This is a genomic window from Hymenobacter elongatus (assembly GCF_004745955.1).
GTDB lineage: Bacteria > Bacteroidota > Bacteroidia > Cytophagales > Hymenobacteraceae > Hymenobacter > Hymenobacter elongatus.
Map to the genome: position 1 here is coordinate 59,197 of NZ_SRLD01000016.1, position 14,458 is coordinate 73,654.

The window sequence follows — 14,458 nt, forward strand, 5'->3', positions numbered from 1 at the left end:
CGCTCATGCTTCCGCCTACGGCGCACCGCGCTGACTTACGCTTATTCCTGATCCTCTATTTTTACGCTCTTGGCTTTTTCCTCCGCAGAAGCCAGAATGGCTTTGGCCTCGGCCAGCAGTTGATACCCACGGTCCATTTCCTTGCGGTAGAGCAAGGCAAACAGGATAAAGAACGAGACGATAGGCAACACACACCCCAGCACAAACCATAGCCAGAACGAGCGGCCATAGCTATAGGCGCAGTAGCCGGTGGTGAGCGGCAGAAAGGATAAGGCGCAGAAGAAGGCCAGCAGTATATCGATGAACATAACGGTAGCCGTCAGGCGCTGACCACGAGTAGGCGCGGGTGTACTGGGTTTCCTAAGTTACGCTTCTGCGGCCCGATTGACAAGGGAAAGCAGGCCTTTTTATACCTTGTCTAACCTTGTGGCGCGGTAGATGTTGGGCAAAGCAGGCAGAATCTTACGCCGCCCAGCCGTTACCTTCGGGGCCGTTTTCCCGTACCTTCCGCCATACGCCCCTTCCTCTCGCTCGTTTGCCCCGCCCCCGAATGTCCATGTGGGACCACCAAAGCCTCTTTCGTGTCACGGCCCAGCTATTTGCCGATGGCATCTTCAACCTGCTCGACCGTAACTTAAAGCCCGAAGTTTTTCTGCTGGGCTTAGCTTCAGCCCGCGAAACAGACGAGCCGCAGGCCGTCGTCATCGAACCCGCCACCCACCGCTACTCCCCTGCCAACTTTGCCAGCGTGAAAGCCCTGGCCGCCGATCTGGAGTCCGATGGGCCCCGCGACATGGTGTACCACCTGTACTCGACCGACCAGGACCGCTATGAGAAGCTGCGCTGGTACGACCTGATGCGCCGCTCGACGCTGCAGCTCCTGACCAATCTGACCGAGCACCGCGGCGAAGACCGAATCAGCTTCTGCTCGCTGCCCGTGAGCCTGTACGGCTACCTGGTGGTGGTAGTGCTCCAGCTTTCCAGCGAAGCCTACCATAGCTACTATGCGCTGCCAACGCAGCAGCGCGGCACCCGCTCGCCTTCGCTGCTAAACGCGGCCGTGCATGAGTTTTTGCAGGACTGCTCCCGCGCGTTGCGCGAATCGGATACGGATGAGGACCGCCCCGTGCTCGACCGGGACTATAATGAGTTGCTGCGCGCGGCCGGCCGCCGCTTCATGCTGCGGGCCGCGGCCGGCACCCACGGCCTCTACGATGCCTGCAACGGCGTAGCGGCCCTGCGCCACGAGGGCGACGAGGGAATCGGGACGATGCTGGTGGCCCGGCGCCACCACCCGGCTGTAGTGCCCGTGCTGACGCTGGAAACGCCCATTCCGCTCCGGGACCACCGCTCCATCCGGAAGCTGCTGGAGCTGAGCGAGGGTCGCACGTCCCTTATCACCGATGCCTCCGACGTATTTGGCCTGGGCCACGCCGTGGAGCCCAGCGACCCGCATTATGAGCCGCTGTTTACGGTGCATTTCACGAAGCACTATAGCTGGGAGCTAAGCCACAACGACCATGTGATGATGAAGGTGGTATCGAACACGCCACGCCTGCCGCAGGGTCGCGTCGATGCCGAAAATTTCGCCCGGGCCGTGCACCGCAGCTTTCCTGGCGTCGATGAGCCCGGTATTGCCTACCTCTGGGAGCTAACGCAAAAAGCGACCAAGCAAACCAACGGGACGATTCTGGTGATTTCGGAAGGAGCCGCGCAGGAAGCAGTGCGCCTCACCCGGCAGTGCTTCCGGGTCACGCCCCGCATCATGACGCCCTCGGTACTGCGCCTGGTTACCAACATCGACGGCGCGGTGTTTATCGACCCCACCGGCGTATGCTATGCCATCGGGGCTATTCTGGACGGGCTAGCCACCGAGAAGGGCGACTCCTCGCGCGGCTCGCGCTACAACTCCGCCGTTCGTTACGTCGAAAGCAGCCGCTACGCCTGCCTGGCCGTGGTCGTCAGCGAAGACGGCCTGATTGACCTGTTGCCACCAGTGAAGCGGTAAGGCCACGAGATGGAGCAGTGGTTGGGTTAGTGAGCTTTTTGTTCGAATACCAGCCTTATGAAGCTATTTAGGAGGTCGGTTTCGTGTCATGCCTTATCTAACGGCCGCTTGCCGAAGCATCTCGCTCGTGTCGTTGAACGGCTCCGACGAGGCGAGCGAGATGCTTCGGCAAGCTCAGTATGACCGTCTCTTTGCTACGGTTACTTTTGCTTGAGTACTTTGTGAGGCAAGTCAGGAAGGCGCTTCGCAGACTCAAGATGACAGACGTGAGCAATGCCGGGCGAAACAGAACGAAGCGCCCTGAATCACGAAGTGGTACTCCCTCACCTGCTATCCGTTCACGCTACGCATCATCTGCTCGGGGTAGCGCAGGCCGGCGGCGGCACCCAGCGGAGCAATTTCATTGAGCTGATCCAGCTCATTTTGACGTAGCTGTACGTGCAGCGCGCCCAGGTTTTCTTCCAGGAAGCGCACGCGCTTCGTGCCCGGAATCGGGACGATATCGGCGCCTTGCGCCAGCACCCAGGCCAGTGCCAATTGGCTGGCCGTACAGTTCTTTTGGGCCGCCAAATCGTTAATCCGCGCTACCAGATCCAGGTTTTTTTGAAAATTGTCGCCTTGGAAGCGCGGCGTGTGGCGGCGGTAGTCATCCGGGTCCAGATCGTCGAATTTCTGAATCTGGCCGGTGAGAAATCCGCGTCCCAGTGGGCTGTAGGGCACGAAGCCGATACCCAGCTCCCGGCAGATAGGCAGCACGCCGTCTTCCGGCTCCCGGCTCCAGAGCGAATACTCAGTTTGAAGCGCCGCAATAGGATGCACGCCGTTGGCCCGGCGCACGGTATCGGGCGCGGCCTCCGAGAGGCCCAGGTGGCGCACTTTGCCGGCCGTCACTAGTTCGGCCATGGCCCCTACCGTTTCCTCGATGGGCGTGTCCGGATCGACGCGGTGCTGGTAGTAGAGGTCGATATACTCGGTGCCGAGGCGCTTGAGGCTAGCGTCGCAGGCTTGGCGCACGTACTCGGGGCGGCCGTTCACGCCGCGCCTGGCGGGGTCGTTGGGGTCGCGCTGAATACCGAACTTGGTGGCAATAACCACCTGCTGCCGCCGGTCGTGGAAGGCGCGGCCCACCATCTCCTCGTTCAGAAAAGGCCCGTACATATCGGCCGTATCGAAGAAAGTAACGCCCAGCTCCAGGGCGCGGTGCAGGGTGCGGGTACTTTCCGCGTCGTCGCGCTGCCCGTAGAAATCGGACATGCCCATGCAGCCAAGGCCCAGAGCCGATACGCGCAGGCCGTTCTGGCCCAAAATGCGAGTTTCCATAAGCTAGTGTAGAGGTGATAGAAAACGAGCAAGCCTTGTATCCTACGCACCGGCCGCCTGCTTGGCTGCCTGCGGCTGAAACTGACTTCATCATATTAGGCGGGATGCGCGTTAAAGGCAGAAAACACCCTCCCGATGGCCCTCCCTACCCGTACTACTGCTCCCGCTTCCACCTTCGACCAGGACGAGCGCCTGCGGTGGGTCGAACGCATTGCCCACCTCATGGACAGCCAGTTTCGGCTGCCGGGCACCTCCTTCCGCTTCGGCCTCGACCCGCTGCTGGGCCTGATTCCCGTCGTCGGTGACCTGTCGACGCTGGCCGTTTCGGGAGCATTGCTGCTGACCATGATGCGCCATGGGGCCAGCGGCGCGGTGGTAGTGCGCATGGTACTCAACATCCTGCTCGACACCGTCATCGGAGCCATTCCGTTGCTGGGTAGCCTGTTCGATTTCGCCTATAAGAGCAATGAGCGCAATGTGGCACTGTTGCGCCGGCACTACGCCGAGGGCAGGCATACGGGCAGCGGCAAAGGCCTGATTGTAGCAGCAATCATCCTTTTCCTGCTCATCGGAGGACTTATCCTCTGGGGCGGCTACTGGCTTTTCCGGTTGGCTTGGGAATACTTCCAATAAGCTTTAACAGCCTTAAACAGCTTCCCGCCTGAACGAGCACGACCAGCCGCTAGCGCGGACTGGCGGTAGTAGCATTGGCGTAGCCCGACGGTGCTACTGCCAGCCGCGTGCCTTACCTTTGTGCCGTGCTCACTTCCCGTATTTTCACTCTGCTGGCCGCCGCTGGCCTGGCCGGCCTCACGGCCTGCACCGCGGCTCCTGATGAAGCCCAGCAAGTTGCTGCCGCCGAAAAGGCCGTGCTGGCCAGCCACGATACCCTCATGGCCCAGGTAGGCCAGCTCTACGAGCTGCGTCAGAAGCTGCAGAAATCCCCGCTGCCCGACACCGCGCTGGTGGGTCGGCAGCGCCGGGCATTGCTCACGGCCGACGCGGCCATGATGGGCTGGATGCATCAGTACCGCAAACCCGCCGACAGTGTAGCGGTTACTACCAAGCGCGCCTACTTCACCGCTCAGCAGCAAAAAATTGATTCCGTGGGCCGGCTTATGCGCCGCAGCCTCGACTCGGCCCGGCTGGTGCTTCAGCTGGCCGGCACTTCGCCCCATTCTTCCGCTCAATGATATCTTCCGCTTTCTGCCGCCTTCTGCCTGTCGGCCTGCTGGCCCTAGGCAGCATCTTTCTGTTGCCGGCCTGCTCCGATAACCAAGCCGAAACGGCTCAGGTGCTGCCCTACATTGGCGAGCGGGACGTGCGCCCCCGCCCCGACGGTGGCCCGGCCGATACCATCTTTGCCTCCATCCCCAGCTTCACGCTAACCAACCAGGACGGGCAGACCATCACCAACCAGACGTTTGCCGGCAAGGTCTACGTGGCCGATTTTTTCTTTGCTACCTGTCCCAGTATTTGCCCCAAGATGCAGGGCGAAATGCTGCGGGTGTACGAGAAGTTCAAGGCCAATCCGCAGGTGCTTTTCCTGTCCCACACCATCGACCCGGCCCACGACTCCATTCCGGTGCTCCGCGACTACGCCCAGCGCCTGGGCATTGAGAATGCCAGCCGCTGGCACTTTGCCACGGCGCCCCACGACACGATTTTTGCCCTGGCTCCCCGCTATATGACGGCCGCGCAAAAAGACAGCGAGGTACCCGGCGGCTACGCGCACAGCGGCGCTTTCGCCCTTATTGACTCGGAGCGTCACATTCGGGGCGTGTACGACGGCACGGAAAAGGAGCAGATCGACAAGCTGATTCAGGATTTGCCGGTGCTGCTGCGGGAAGAAGCGGAAAAGCAGAAAAAAGCCCAATGAAAAGTCCGGCCCGGCCCGCGCAGCTCCTGCGCCTGGTGGCGGCACTAGCCCTGACCGGTAGTATCGTGGGGTGTTTTTCCAATCGGCAGAACGAGGGCGCGCGCCTCTACGAGAGTCATTGCTCCAGCTGCCACGGCACCCAGGGCGAAGGCCTGAAGCGCCTGATTCCGCCCTTGGCCGGGGCCGATTACCTGCTAAAAAACCGGGCGGCGCTGGCGTGCCTGGTGCGCAAAGGCCAGAAGGGTCAAATTATCGTCAACGGCGTGGATTACAACCAAGTGATGCCGCCGGCCGACTCGCATCTGACCGATTCGCAGATTACCAACATTCTGAATTTCGTGCAGACTTCCTGGGGCAACGCGGGCGAGGTGTTCACCATCCGGGAAGTATCGGAGCAGCTGCGCGGCTGCGGCGGCAGCGACGGGCGCTAACCGACGAACGAACGGACTGGGAACCAAATTGCTACTACAAAAGTCATAGGAAGAGGGATTTTTGGCGGTATTCTTCCCCAAACCTCACTAGCTTGCAAATTCAATCTACTTCGTACGTATGGGTCTGTTCGACTTTCTGAAATCCAACAAACAAGCGCCCCAGGCACCTGCTACCCCGGCCCCGGCCGACGCGTCTGCCCCGGCGGCGGCACCTGCGCCAGCTACCGGGCCGCGCTACAAAGGCAGCAGTGTGACGGCCCCGGTTTCGGCCGTGCCCGCCCCAATGCCTATGCCGCAGATGCCGATTCCGGAGCTGCCCTCCATGCCGCACTTCGAGCCCAACAACGTGCTGGAGCAACTGCTGCTCAATGCCGCTACCATGCCCGAGTTCCGTCCTGGCTTTTACCAAGCTCTGCTGAACGAGGAAGTACTGGTCGTGACCATTGCTAAAGAAGGCGGCCCGCTGGGAGAAATAACGCCCGTAGAAGGAATGGAAATTCAGCTTCAGGTGCTGAACGACGGCAAGATTCCGGTTTTCACGTCTAAAGAGCGGATTTTCGAGGGCGACACCGCCGAGGACTCGCTGCCCTACATGCGCCTGCGCGGCCTCGATTTTTTCCAGATGGTGCAAGGAGCCGAATGCGCCCTGAACCCCTTCTCGACGGTGGGCAAGCTGCTGCCGGCCAGTGAAATTGCGGAGCTGCTTGCTACCTCGATGGGCCAGTCGGCACCCGGCAACATGCAGGTGATGCTCGGCCCTGCCACCGAAGAGCACGCCGCCCTCATTGAGGCCCTGCGCGGCTTCGCCCTGAGCAAGCCCCAAGTAGAAGCAGCCCACGTGGCCATGGTGCATTTTCAGGACAACAATGCTCCCTCGCGCCTGCTGCTGGCGTTTTACACCGACGACAACGACCCGGCTTTCCTGGAAGAAATGGGTGCCGTCATTCAGGGCAACATCCAGGAGAGTGACCTCGTGGACGTGATGGTGCTGGACAAAACCTCGGACGAACCTCTCAACCAGTATTTCCTCCAGGCTGAGCCCGCCTACAAGCGTGCTGAAGCCTAAGCGGCTTCGAAACCGCACGTAAAAAAGCCCTGACTTCGGTCGGGGCTTTTTTTATGTACTACAGGCTCAGCTACTGCAGCGCGGCAGCCTGCCGTCTCAACAGTCGCCGAAACACCGGCCGCAGCCCGAAGTACAGCGCCAGCCCCACGGGCACCGAAAACGCGGCCCAGAGCAATACCGCCCCGGCTCCGGCCCGCCACAGCAGCGCCAAAGCACTACCCCAGTCACTGGCAAACAGATACTGTAGCTGGTCAAGGGTGAGTTCGGGGCCCTGGCCATTGCCGAGCAGGCGGGCTCCTAGCCGCAGCAGCGGGATGATGAGGAGCAGCTGTAACGGGCTCATCAGGTGACTAATGAGTAGCATGGCCACCACGTTCAGGCGCAGGCGCACGGCAGCGAAAGTAGCCAGCAGCGTGGTGATACCCAGCACGGGCACCAGCCCCATAGGCACACTCAAGGCTACCGTGAGGGCCAACTGCGGCGGGGTCAGGCCCTGCCGAAGAATGTTACGAACCGGCTCTACGATGCGACGCCGCCACCAGCCGGGGCGTTGGGGCGGCACAGGTGGCAGCATGGGTGGAGCAGAAAAAGACACGGGCAACAAGGGAATGAGAGACTCGACAGTACGACGCCGGCACCTTACCTTCGCCGTTCGCACCAAACGGCGTTGCGCCGAAGTTCGTACGCCAAGCCAATGACAAAGGTACGCCAGCCGGGGCAGCCCCGGCGCAAAGTCTGGACAGATTTCTTCCTGCTGCTCCGCCGCGCGGCCCGCGAGCTGGCCACCCACGACCCGCTGCGGCTGGGCGCAGCCACGGCCTTCTTCACCACCTTCGCCCTGCCGCCCATCCTCATTATCCTGATTCAGGTGCTGAGCTCCCTGTATTCGGCTTCGGCCGTTCGGCAGCTGCTGCTCAAGAAGTTGTCGGCGCTGCTGGGCACTTCGGCCGCCGAGTTGGTCGAGCAGATTCTGCTTAACGTAACCAACGTGGAGCGCAGCCGCTTGCTGACGTGGCTGGGCTTTGGCTTTTTGCTGTTCATTTCCACCACGCTGTTCGTCGTCATCCAAAACTCCCTCAACGAGCTGTGGCAGGTGCGCTCCAACCGCACCACGGGCCGCTTCAGCAAGATGCTCAAAGAGCGTAGCCGCTCCCTGGGCCTGCTGCTGACCACGGCCGTGTTGTCGTTGGTGGCTTTTCTGAGCGACGCGCTGCTGGCTTTTTTCGCCGACTACATCCGGGATTTCGACCCCAACTTCGGCTTCTATCTCATTCAGGGCCTGAGCCAGCTGGTGTCGCTGCTGATTCTGGCCATGTGGTTTGGCGTCACGTTTCGCAACCTGAGCAACGCCCACGTACCCTGGAAAGCTGTGCTGCGCGGGGCCGCACTCACGGCCGTGCTCATCGACCTGGGCGAGTTTGCGCTGGGCCATTTGCTGGTGCCCCGCAACCTGGGTCCGATTTACGGCCAGGCCTCCAGCATCGTGCTCGTGCTGCTGTTTGTGTTTTACTCGGCCATGATTTTCTACTTCGGGGCCTGCTTCACGAAAGTATATGCCCACTACGCGGGCATGGATATTCGGCCCAAGAAAAACGCCGTGCGCTACCGTCTGATTGATTTACCGACCGAGACCAAGCTCAGCGGTGCCTCCGGCCAGTGGTAAACCGGGCGGAGCTACTGGCTGGCTCCTGCGCTGAAAACGGCCGCCGGCCGAGCCCCTACCTCTACATCGGCTCAACCCGTAGCCAATAGCCACGCCCGCCTACGCCCCGGCAGCGCCGCTTTCCTGCGGCTTCCGCCAAAATCTGGCGTACCTTTGCCAAGTACTTTATCGTTTCGCATGCCCTCTTTTGCCGACCTTGGCCTCGCGCCTTCCCTCATACAAGCCCTGGAAGAGCTGAATTTTACCGTTCCTACGCCCGTTCAGGAGCAAGTAATTCCGATGGCCCTGGCCGGGCAGGATGTGGTGGGGCAGGCCCCCACCGGCTCGGGCAAAACGGCCGCCTATGGCCTTTCCGTGCTGCATCAGGTAGATCTTAAGCTCGATGCCGTCCAGATTATCGTGCTGGTGCCGGCCCGCGAGCTGGCCCTGCAGGTGCGCGACGCCCTCAAAAAGCTCGGCAAATACACCCAGAATCTGCGCGTGGCAGCGTTTTACGGCGGCCACGCCTTTCGCGACGAAACCGCCTCGCTCAACCAAGCTCCGCACATCGTGGTGGCCACGCCGGGCCGCCTGCTCGACCACTTTGAGCGCCGCACTATCATTCCGAATCAGCTGAAAGTGCTGATTTTGGACGAAGCCGATAAGCTGCTGGAGCTGGGCTTTCAGGATGAGCTGGTAGAAATCATCAAGCGCCTGCCGCGCCGCCGCCAGACGTTGCTGTTTTCGGCTACGATGTCGGAGAAGGTGCTGGAGCTGATTCGCAAAAACCTGACCCGGCCCCGGGTCGTGAATGCCGGAGAAGACGAGGCGGCCCTGCCCGAAAGCCTGACGCTACGTGGCCACGTGGGCCCCATCGACAAGAAGCCCGCCGCGCTGCTGCACCTGCTGCACCAGCCCGAAACCGGCCGCGCCCTGATATTCTGCAACACCCGCGAGAAGTGCTCCGAGCTGGCCCGCTTCCTGCAGGGCCGGGGCGTAGCCGCCGAAGTGCTGCACGGCAAAATGCCCCAGCCCGAGCGCGACAAGGCGCTGATGAAACTGCGCAACGGCTCGAGCCAGGTAGTAGTAGCCACCGATGTGGCGGCCCGCGGCCTCGACGTAACGGCCCTCGATACGGTAATTCAGTACGATGCCCCCGACAAAGCCGATTCGTTCCAGCACCGGGCCGGCCGCACGGCCCGCGCCGGGGCCGAGGGCGTGGCTCACATCCTGACCACCCCCCACGAGCAGAAGCACGTACAGAAGTGGCCCGTGGCCGAAGGTATTAAGTGGGAGGAAATGTACGCGCCCAAGCTGCCGCCCGCCGCGCCCAAAGCCCCCAAGCCCACCAGCACCACCCTGCACGTATCGGCCGGCCGCCGCGACAAAGTAAGCGCCCACGACTTGGTCGGCACCTTCGTGGCCCACGGCGGCCTGGAGCGCGACGCCGTCGGCCACATCGAAGTATTCGACCACTACAGCTACGTGGCCGTGCCGCGTGAGCAGGCCCAGGAAGTGGCCAACCGCGTGACGGGAGCCAAAATCAAAGGCCGTAAAATCCGCGTTTCGGTCGTTGAGTAGAGAAGCGCTAGTTCCTGCCGACGCCCGGCAGTTGCTGTTCATCTGCAGCCAGAACCGCTGGCGCAGCCTCACGGCCGAGCGGCTTTTCGATGCCCACCCGCACTACGAAGCCCGCTCGGCCGGCACCGAGCCGGGTACGCGGGTGCGCGTGCAGGCCGGCCACATTGGCTGGGCTGATGCTATTTTCGTGATGGAGCGCTGCCACGCCGATATGCTGCGGACGAAATTCGGGCCGGAGCTGGCCGGCAAGACCATCATTAATCTGCGCATTCCCGACAAATTTCAGTTCCTGGCCCCGCTGCTGATTGACTTGTTGCGGCTGCGGCTGCGGGAACATTTAGCTCTTCTCTCGCAATAAGCAGCTGTATTTACATCAAAGCTGTTTAGGAAGTTGTAAAAATCAATTAGAACGTCATGCTGAGCGAAGTCGAAGCATCTCTACCGCAGCAGTAATCATTTACCAATGCGTTAGAGATGCTTCGACTTCGCTCAGCATGACGTTCTTTTGACTTCCTAAACAGCTTCATCAATTACAACGCGCCATTCTATATAGCTTACGCGGTGACCTGCCTGCTGCCCGCTGTTTGGCAAGTCTTTGCAGCCTACAATCTGGTTCTCAGGCAACGCCCGTGGGTTCTGCGTATAGTAAGTTGTCTTTCCTGGCACCTGGCTGTACTGCTATCTTTGGTAACTGTCCTGCCGGCATCAGTGAGTCATTCGGCGGGAATTCTGCTGTATTCGCCGTCATTGTATCAGCTTGGTAATGCGGCTTCGTCCCTATTTAGCCAGACCCTTTAAAATAGAATAGCACTATACTATAGTATATAAATTTTTAAGTAAAAACTTTAACCATGGGCAGATATTGGGTAAATTAATGAGAGACAACCATGTCTTACTTAATCACTTCCCCACCTATGGCTGCACGAATTGTACTTTTCCTGGGGCTCTTGTTGGCAACCTCCACTGCCAAAGCCCAGATTTCCAGCTGGGCGGGCCGCCCCAGTACCACGCCCACGGCATCTACTTCGCACGTGACCCTGGACGTCAGCAACAGCACTACGCTAGCCGGCACCCAGGCTTTTGGGAATAATGGCGGTGCCAATGGCATTTTCGTACTCAAACACGGCGGGCCAGCTCAGAACAGCTGGCAGAGGAACATAGGAAACACGAGTCTCAGCATGTCCGGCTTTGGCAATGTAACCGGCGGACTGGCCGGCGAGGACGGTGGCGACGTGTATCTGGCGGGCTCGCTCTATCTGCCCTTTACCGACAATGGCCTGACTTATGCCCCAGGAACCTTCGTGAGCCGTCTGCGCAGTGCCGATGGGTTTACAACCTGGCTCTGGCAGCCGGCAGCCGGTGAAAGCGGCAGTATGGGCGAAATAGTAGTCAGTAGTACAAACCGCCTTTTTGTGTCAGGCACAGTAAGAACAACCTTAACGTTCGGCTCAACGCTGACCGCCTTTCCCGGCGACGAAACCACCGGCTTTGTGGGCACGTTCAGTGCAAGCGGCCTTCCCGAATGGGCCACGACGCTGCACGCCCCTGGCCTGCGACTGCAGCAGCTGGTCACCGATGGAGCCAACCGCGTTTCAGTATTTGGGGAGTTTTCCCAGCAGCTGACCCTCGGCTCCACCACCCTTACGGCGCCCGACGCGGGCTCGGGCTCGTTTGCCCCCCACCCCTTTGTAGCTACTTACTCGGCCACGGGCGTGTTGCTCGATGCGTGGCTGGCCCCCGATGAAGCGCAGAGCCTAGGGGTAGATGCCGGGGGCAATATTTTCCTGGCGGGGGCCTTTACCAACTCGCTGGTACTCGACGGAACCACGCTAACGGCTCCGGGGCCGGCCCATTTTGTGGCCAAGTTTTCGCCGGCCCATGCCCTGCTCTGGACCCGGCTGGTGCAACGGGCGGCTGCCGCTGCCGAGCCAGGTCTTTCCCTGCAGCCTAAAATAGCCGTGGATCCGGCCGGTAACTGCTACACGGGCGCCGGCTTTTCCGGCACGGTAGATATAGGCCCCACCACCCTTACCGGCGGCACCAACCAAGGAGAAACATTCCCCCGCGGCGAATACTATACGCTGAGCTACGCCCCCGATGGCACCCTACGCTGGGCCCGGCAGTCGTACGCCGATAACAGGGGCTTTAACGTCCGGGCTTTTGCGGCGAATATGTCTGGCGTGGCTATCGGCGGCAGCTTTGGCGGCTCTGGCTCTAGCTTCGACCCCGTCCGCATATACTTTGGCAGCGCCTCAACATCAGGCCCCAAGCGGTTTATCAATGCCTTCGGCGCTTATATGGGCGACACTCCCCTGATAACCGCCTTGTCTCCCGGCTTGGGCACTACCGGTACTGCTGTTACCATCAGCGGCAGCAACCTGGGCAGCACTACCGAGCTCCGCTTTGGCTCCCTGGCCCAGCCCTCCTTCACGGCCAGCCCCGAGGGCACCTCCCTGGCCACTACGGCCCCCGACGGGGTACTGCCAGGCTATGTTACGGCCAGTACCCCGGAAGGCAAGGCGGTTAGCCCCGGTCCTTTCCTGGCCGGCCCTACCACCTGGACCGGTGCCACTTCTTCCGACTGGTTTGAGCCAGCCAACTGGACGGGCGGTGTACCGACTGCCTCCCGCGACGCCCTCATTCCGGCCGGCGTAGTGCATAATCCCGTTATCGGGGCCGGGGCCGCCGCAGTAGACGACCTGACGCTGCAAGGCGGCACGCTCAACATTACCGGCGGCACGCTGTCTGTTCAGGGAGCCTTCGTCAATAACGGGGGCAGCCTGGTACAAACCGGTAGCGGGGGCCTGGCCTTTACGGGGACCACGGCGCAGGTATTGGGCGGCAATGGCGGTACAGTGCAGCTGGCCTCGCTTACCGTAGGCCCGGCCGGGGCCGAGCTGCAGGGGCCAGTGCAGGTACAGCAGGTGCTTACCCTGACGGGCAACCTGATTTCCAACGGCAACCTGATCTTGCTGGGTGATGCCAACGGTACGGCTATGGTCATTGCTACCGGTACGGGCATCGTCATTGGTGCCGTAACGGTGCAGTACTACGCCGGCACCTCCGGTAGTCGGCCTGCTGGCGGCTCCCCTGCTGGCAGCTTCCCCGCCACCGCCGCCCGGCAAACAGCGGCCGGAACCGAAGAATACACGCAGCTGGCCTCGCCCATCACGGCTGCCACGATTAGCAGCCTGGCGACGCCCGAATATACGCCGGTGGTCAACCCAGCCTTCAACTCGCTGAAGTCGCCCAAGGCAACGGTAAGCCCTATGCCTAGTGTCTTCAAATACACGGAGACGGTGGCAACCAATGGCTTCTGGCGTGGCTGGCAGTCGCCGGCAGCTCTTAGTGAGGCTCTTACGCCGGGCAGTGGCTACAATCTGCGACTAGGCGGCAGCACCACTTTTGCCCTGACCGGTACCCTAAACACGGGCTCCATCAGCAGCCCGCCGCTGCTGCGCACCCGTCCGGCCGGGGGCTGGCAGTTGCTGGGCAACCCCTACCCTTCCCTGCTCGACTGGAGAGTGGTGGCCGCCACGCTGCCCGCCAGCGTAGGGCGTGCCCTATACGTATATGAGCGGGAAGCAGGTACGTTCCGCTACTACGTCAATGGTATCGGCAATCCACTGGTTGATGTGATGCAGGCCTTCTTTGTGCGCGTGGTGGGCCCGGTAGGAGGAATAGCGACCGGGTTTTCGTTTACTGACGCGGCCCGCACGGCATACCTGCCCCGGGCCTCGGCTTTCGTGCCGCCTGCCGACCAGCGCCCTCAGGTGCGCCTGCTGCTGCGCACGGCCTCAGGCAGCACAGATGAAACGGCGGTTTATTTCGATTCGCAGGCTACAGCAGCAGCCGAGGCCAAAGCCGATGCCTGGAAGATTCCCGTCGAGGCCGCATACCCCATGCCGGCCGGCAGCGCACGCCCCGAGCTTAGCTCCTGGGCAGGGACCGAGCTACTGGCTATCAACGGTTTGCCCGCGCTAACGGCCGCACCCGTAGCCGTGCCGCTGAACCTGACTCTGTCCCAGAACATGTCGTGTACTATAACGGCCACGCTGCGCAACGTGCCCGCCAGTACGGCCGTGCTGCTCCATGATCAGAAGGGGAACCGCACCTATGATCTGCGTCTCTCCGCGGGCTATCAGTTTGTAGGCAACATCGGCAACCTGGACCAAAAACGCCTGACGCTGCAGCTCATGCCCGGCGCCCAGCGCGCCGCTTCCGCTTCGGTTTCTGAGGCGGTGAGCGTGTACCCGCAACCCGCCCGCGAAGCGATGTTAGTGCAGCTGCCCTCCACCTTCGCCAACGGCGGCGCGGTACGGCTACAGCTGCTCAACACGTTTGGGCACGTGCTGGTCGAGCAGCTCATACCAGCTGACCGCCTGGCATCCCCGGTGCAGGTATCACTACAGGGCAAGCCAGCCGGGGTGTATACGCTACGGCTTTTGTCGGGCAGCCGCGTGGTGTCGCAGCGGGTGCTGCATGAGTAAGCTGCTGGCCTTTTCGTCGGTTTTCACCGGGCAGAGCGCAG

Annotated in this window: 13 protein-coding genes; 10 read left to right on the top strand and 3 right to left on the bottom strand. The window is 61.4% G+C overall.

The window, feature by feature from the left end:
• Nucleotides 1–41: 41 nt before the first annotated feature.
• The gene (locus E5J99_RS09875) at nt 42–308 is read right to left on the bottom strand and encodes a hypothetical protein (RefSeq protein WP_135497562.1); all 267 of its coding nucleotides are present in this window, start codon (nt 306–308) and stop codon (nt 42–44) included.
• Nucleotides 309–535: 227 nt separating this feature from the next.
• On the opposite strand from E5J99_RS09875, the gene E5J99_RS09880 reads away from it, so the two are divergent.
• Nucleotides 536–2,008: a diadenylate cyclase gene (locus tag E5J99_RS09880; RefSeq protein WP_135497563.1), complete on the top strand. Its 1,473-nt coding sequence runs from the start codon at nt 536–538 to the stop codon at nt 2,006–2,008.
• Nucleotides 2,009–2,338: 330 nt separating this feature from the next.
• Here E5J99_RS09880 and E5J99_RS09885 read toward each other — a convergent pair whose 3' ends face one another.
• Nucleotides 2,339–3,328, bottom strand: coding sequence for an aldo/keto reductase (locus tag E5J99_RS09885; protein WP_135497564.1), 990 nt, complete (start codon nt 3,326–3,328; stop codon nt 2,339–2,341).
• 135 nt (nt 3,329–3,463) lie between these two features.
• Here E5J99_RS09885 and E5J99_RS09890 point away from each other — a divergent pair, with 135 nt between their 5' ends.
• The 5 genes from E5J99_RS09890 to E5J99_RS09910 all read left to right on the top strand — a co-directional run bounded on the left by E5J99_RS09890 (nt 3,464) and on the right by E5J99_RS09910 (nt 6,704).
• Nucleotides 3,464–3,961, top strand: a complete 498-nt coding sequence (locus tag E5J99_RS09890; RefSeq protein WP_135497565.1) for a DUF4112 domain-containing protein — start codon at nt 3,464–3,466, stop codon at nt 3,959–3,961.
• A gap of 125 nt (nt 3,962–4,086) precedes the next feature.
• Nucleotides 4,087–4,521, top strand: a complete 435-nt coding sequence (locus E5J99_RS09895; protein WP_135497566.1) for a hypothetical protein — start codon at nt 4,087–4,089, stop codon at nt 4,519–4,521.
• Nucleotides 4,518–5,207 (top strand): SCO family protein, encoded by a 690-nt coding sequence (locus E5J99_RS09900; protein ID WP_135497567.1) that lies wholly within the window; start codon nt 4,518–4,520, stop codon nt 5,205–5,207. The genes E5J99_RS09895 and E5J99_RS09900 overlap by 4 nt, the downstream gene beginning before the upstream one ends.
• On the top strand, nt 5,204–5,638 hold the full coding sequence (locus tag E5J99_RS09905) for a c-type cytochrome (protein ID WP_135497568.1): 435 nt from the start codon (nt 5,204–5,206) through the stop codon (nt 5,636–5,638). The genes E5J99_RS09900 and E5J99_RS09905 overlap by 4 nt, the downstream gene beginning before the upstream one ends.
• 118 nt (nt 5,639–5,756) lie before the next feature.
• Nucleotides 5,757–6,704, top strand: coding sequence for an enhanced serine sensitivity protein SseB C-terminal domain-containing protein (locus E5J99_RS09910; RefSeq protein ID WP_135497569.1), 948 nt, complete (start codon nt 5,757–5,759; stop codon nt 6,702–6,704).
• 70 nt (nt 6,705–6,774) lie between these two features.
• Here the strand turns inward: E5J99_RS09910 and E5J99_RS09915 are convergent, their stop codons facing one another.
• On the bottom strand, nt 6,775–7,299 hold the full coding sequence (locus tag E5J99_RS09915; protein ID WP_210114430.1) for a DUF2062 domain-containing protein: 525 nt from the start codon (nt 7,297–7,299) through the stop codon (nt 6,775–6,777).
• Nucleotides 7,300–7,398: 99 nt separating this feature from the next.
• On the opposite strand from E5J99_RS09915, the gene E5J99_RS09920 reads away from it, so the two are divergent.
• The 4 genes from E5J99_RS09920 (at nt 7,399) to E5J99_RS09935 (ending at nt 14,417) form a co-directional block, all read left to right on the top strand.
• The gene (locus tag E5J99_RS09920) at nt 7,399–8,367 is read left to right on the top strand and encodes a YihY/virulence factor BrkB family protein (RefSeq protein WP_135497571.1); all 969 of its coding nucleotides are present in this window, start codon (nt 7,399–7,401) and stop codon (nt 8,365–8,367) included.
• Nucleotides 8,368–8,544: 177 nt separating this feature from the next.
• Nucleotides 8,545–9,927 (top strand): DEAD/DEAH box helicase, encoded by a 1,383-nt coding sequence (locus E5J99_RS09925; protein WP_135497572.1) that lies wholly within the window; start codon nt 8,545–8,547, stop codon nt 9,925–9,927.
• A 31-nt stretch (nt 9,928–9,958) separates the two neighbouring features.
• Nucleotides 9,959–10,285, top strand: a complete 327-nt coding sequence (locus E5J99_RS09930) for a protein tyrosine phosphatase (protein WP_210114431.1) — start codon at nt 9,959–9,961, stop codon at nt 10,283–10,285.
• A gap of 556 nt (nt 10,286–10,841) precedes the next feature.
• A complete protein-coding gene (locus E5J99_RS09935; protein WP_210114432.1) occupies nt 10,842–14,417 on the top strand; it encodes a T9SS type A sorting domain-containing protein in 3,576 nt (1,191 codons plus the stop codon).
• Nucleotides 14,418–14,458 lie beyond the last annotated feature (41 nt).

What these genes read in the sequence shown, in the direction of transcription:
- E5J99_RS09905 (WP_135497568.1), top strand. Translation starts at nt 5,204, where the DNA reads ATGAAAAGTCCGGCCCGGCCCGCGCAGCTCCTGCGCCTGGTGGCGGCA.
- E5J99_RS09875 (WP_135497562.1), bottom strand. Translation starts at nt 308, where the DNA reads ATGTTCATCGATATACTGCTGGCCTTCTTCTGCGCCTTATCCTTTCTG.
- E5J99_RS09885 (WP_135497564.1), bottom strand. Translation starts at nt 3,328, where the DNA reads ATGGAAACTCGCATTTTGGGCCAGAACGGCCTGCGCGTATCGGCTCTG.
- E5J99_RS09920 (WP_135497571.1), top strand. Translation starts at nt 7,399, where the DNA reads ATGACAAAGGTACGCCAGCCGGGGCAGCCCCGGCGCAAAGTCTGGACA.
- E5J99_RS09890 (WP_135497565.1), top strand. Translation starts at nt 3,464, where the DNA reads ATGGCCCTCCCTACCCGTACTACTGCTCCCGCTTCCACCTTCGACCAG.
- E5J99_RS09935 (WP_210114432.1), top strand. Translation starts at nt 10,842, where the DNA reads ATGGCTGCACGAATTGTACTTTTCCTGGGGCTCTTGTTGGCAACCTCC.
- E5J99_RS09910 (WP_135497569.1), top strand. Translation starts at nt 5,757, where the DNA reads ATGGGTCTGTTCGACTTTCTGAAATCCAACAAACAAGCGCCCCAGGCA.
- E5J99_RS09925 (WP_135497572.1), top strand. Translation starts at nt 8,545, where the DNA reads ATGCCCTCTTTTGCCGACCTTGGCCTCGCGCCTTCCCTCATACAAGCC.
- E5J99_RS09900 (WP_135497567.1), top strand. Translation starts at nt 4,518, where the DNA reads ATGATATCTTCCGCTTTCTGCCGCCTTCTGCCTGTCGGCCTGCTGGCC.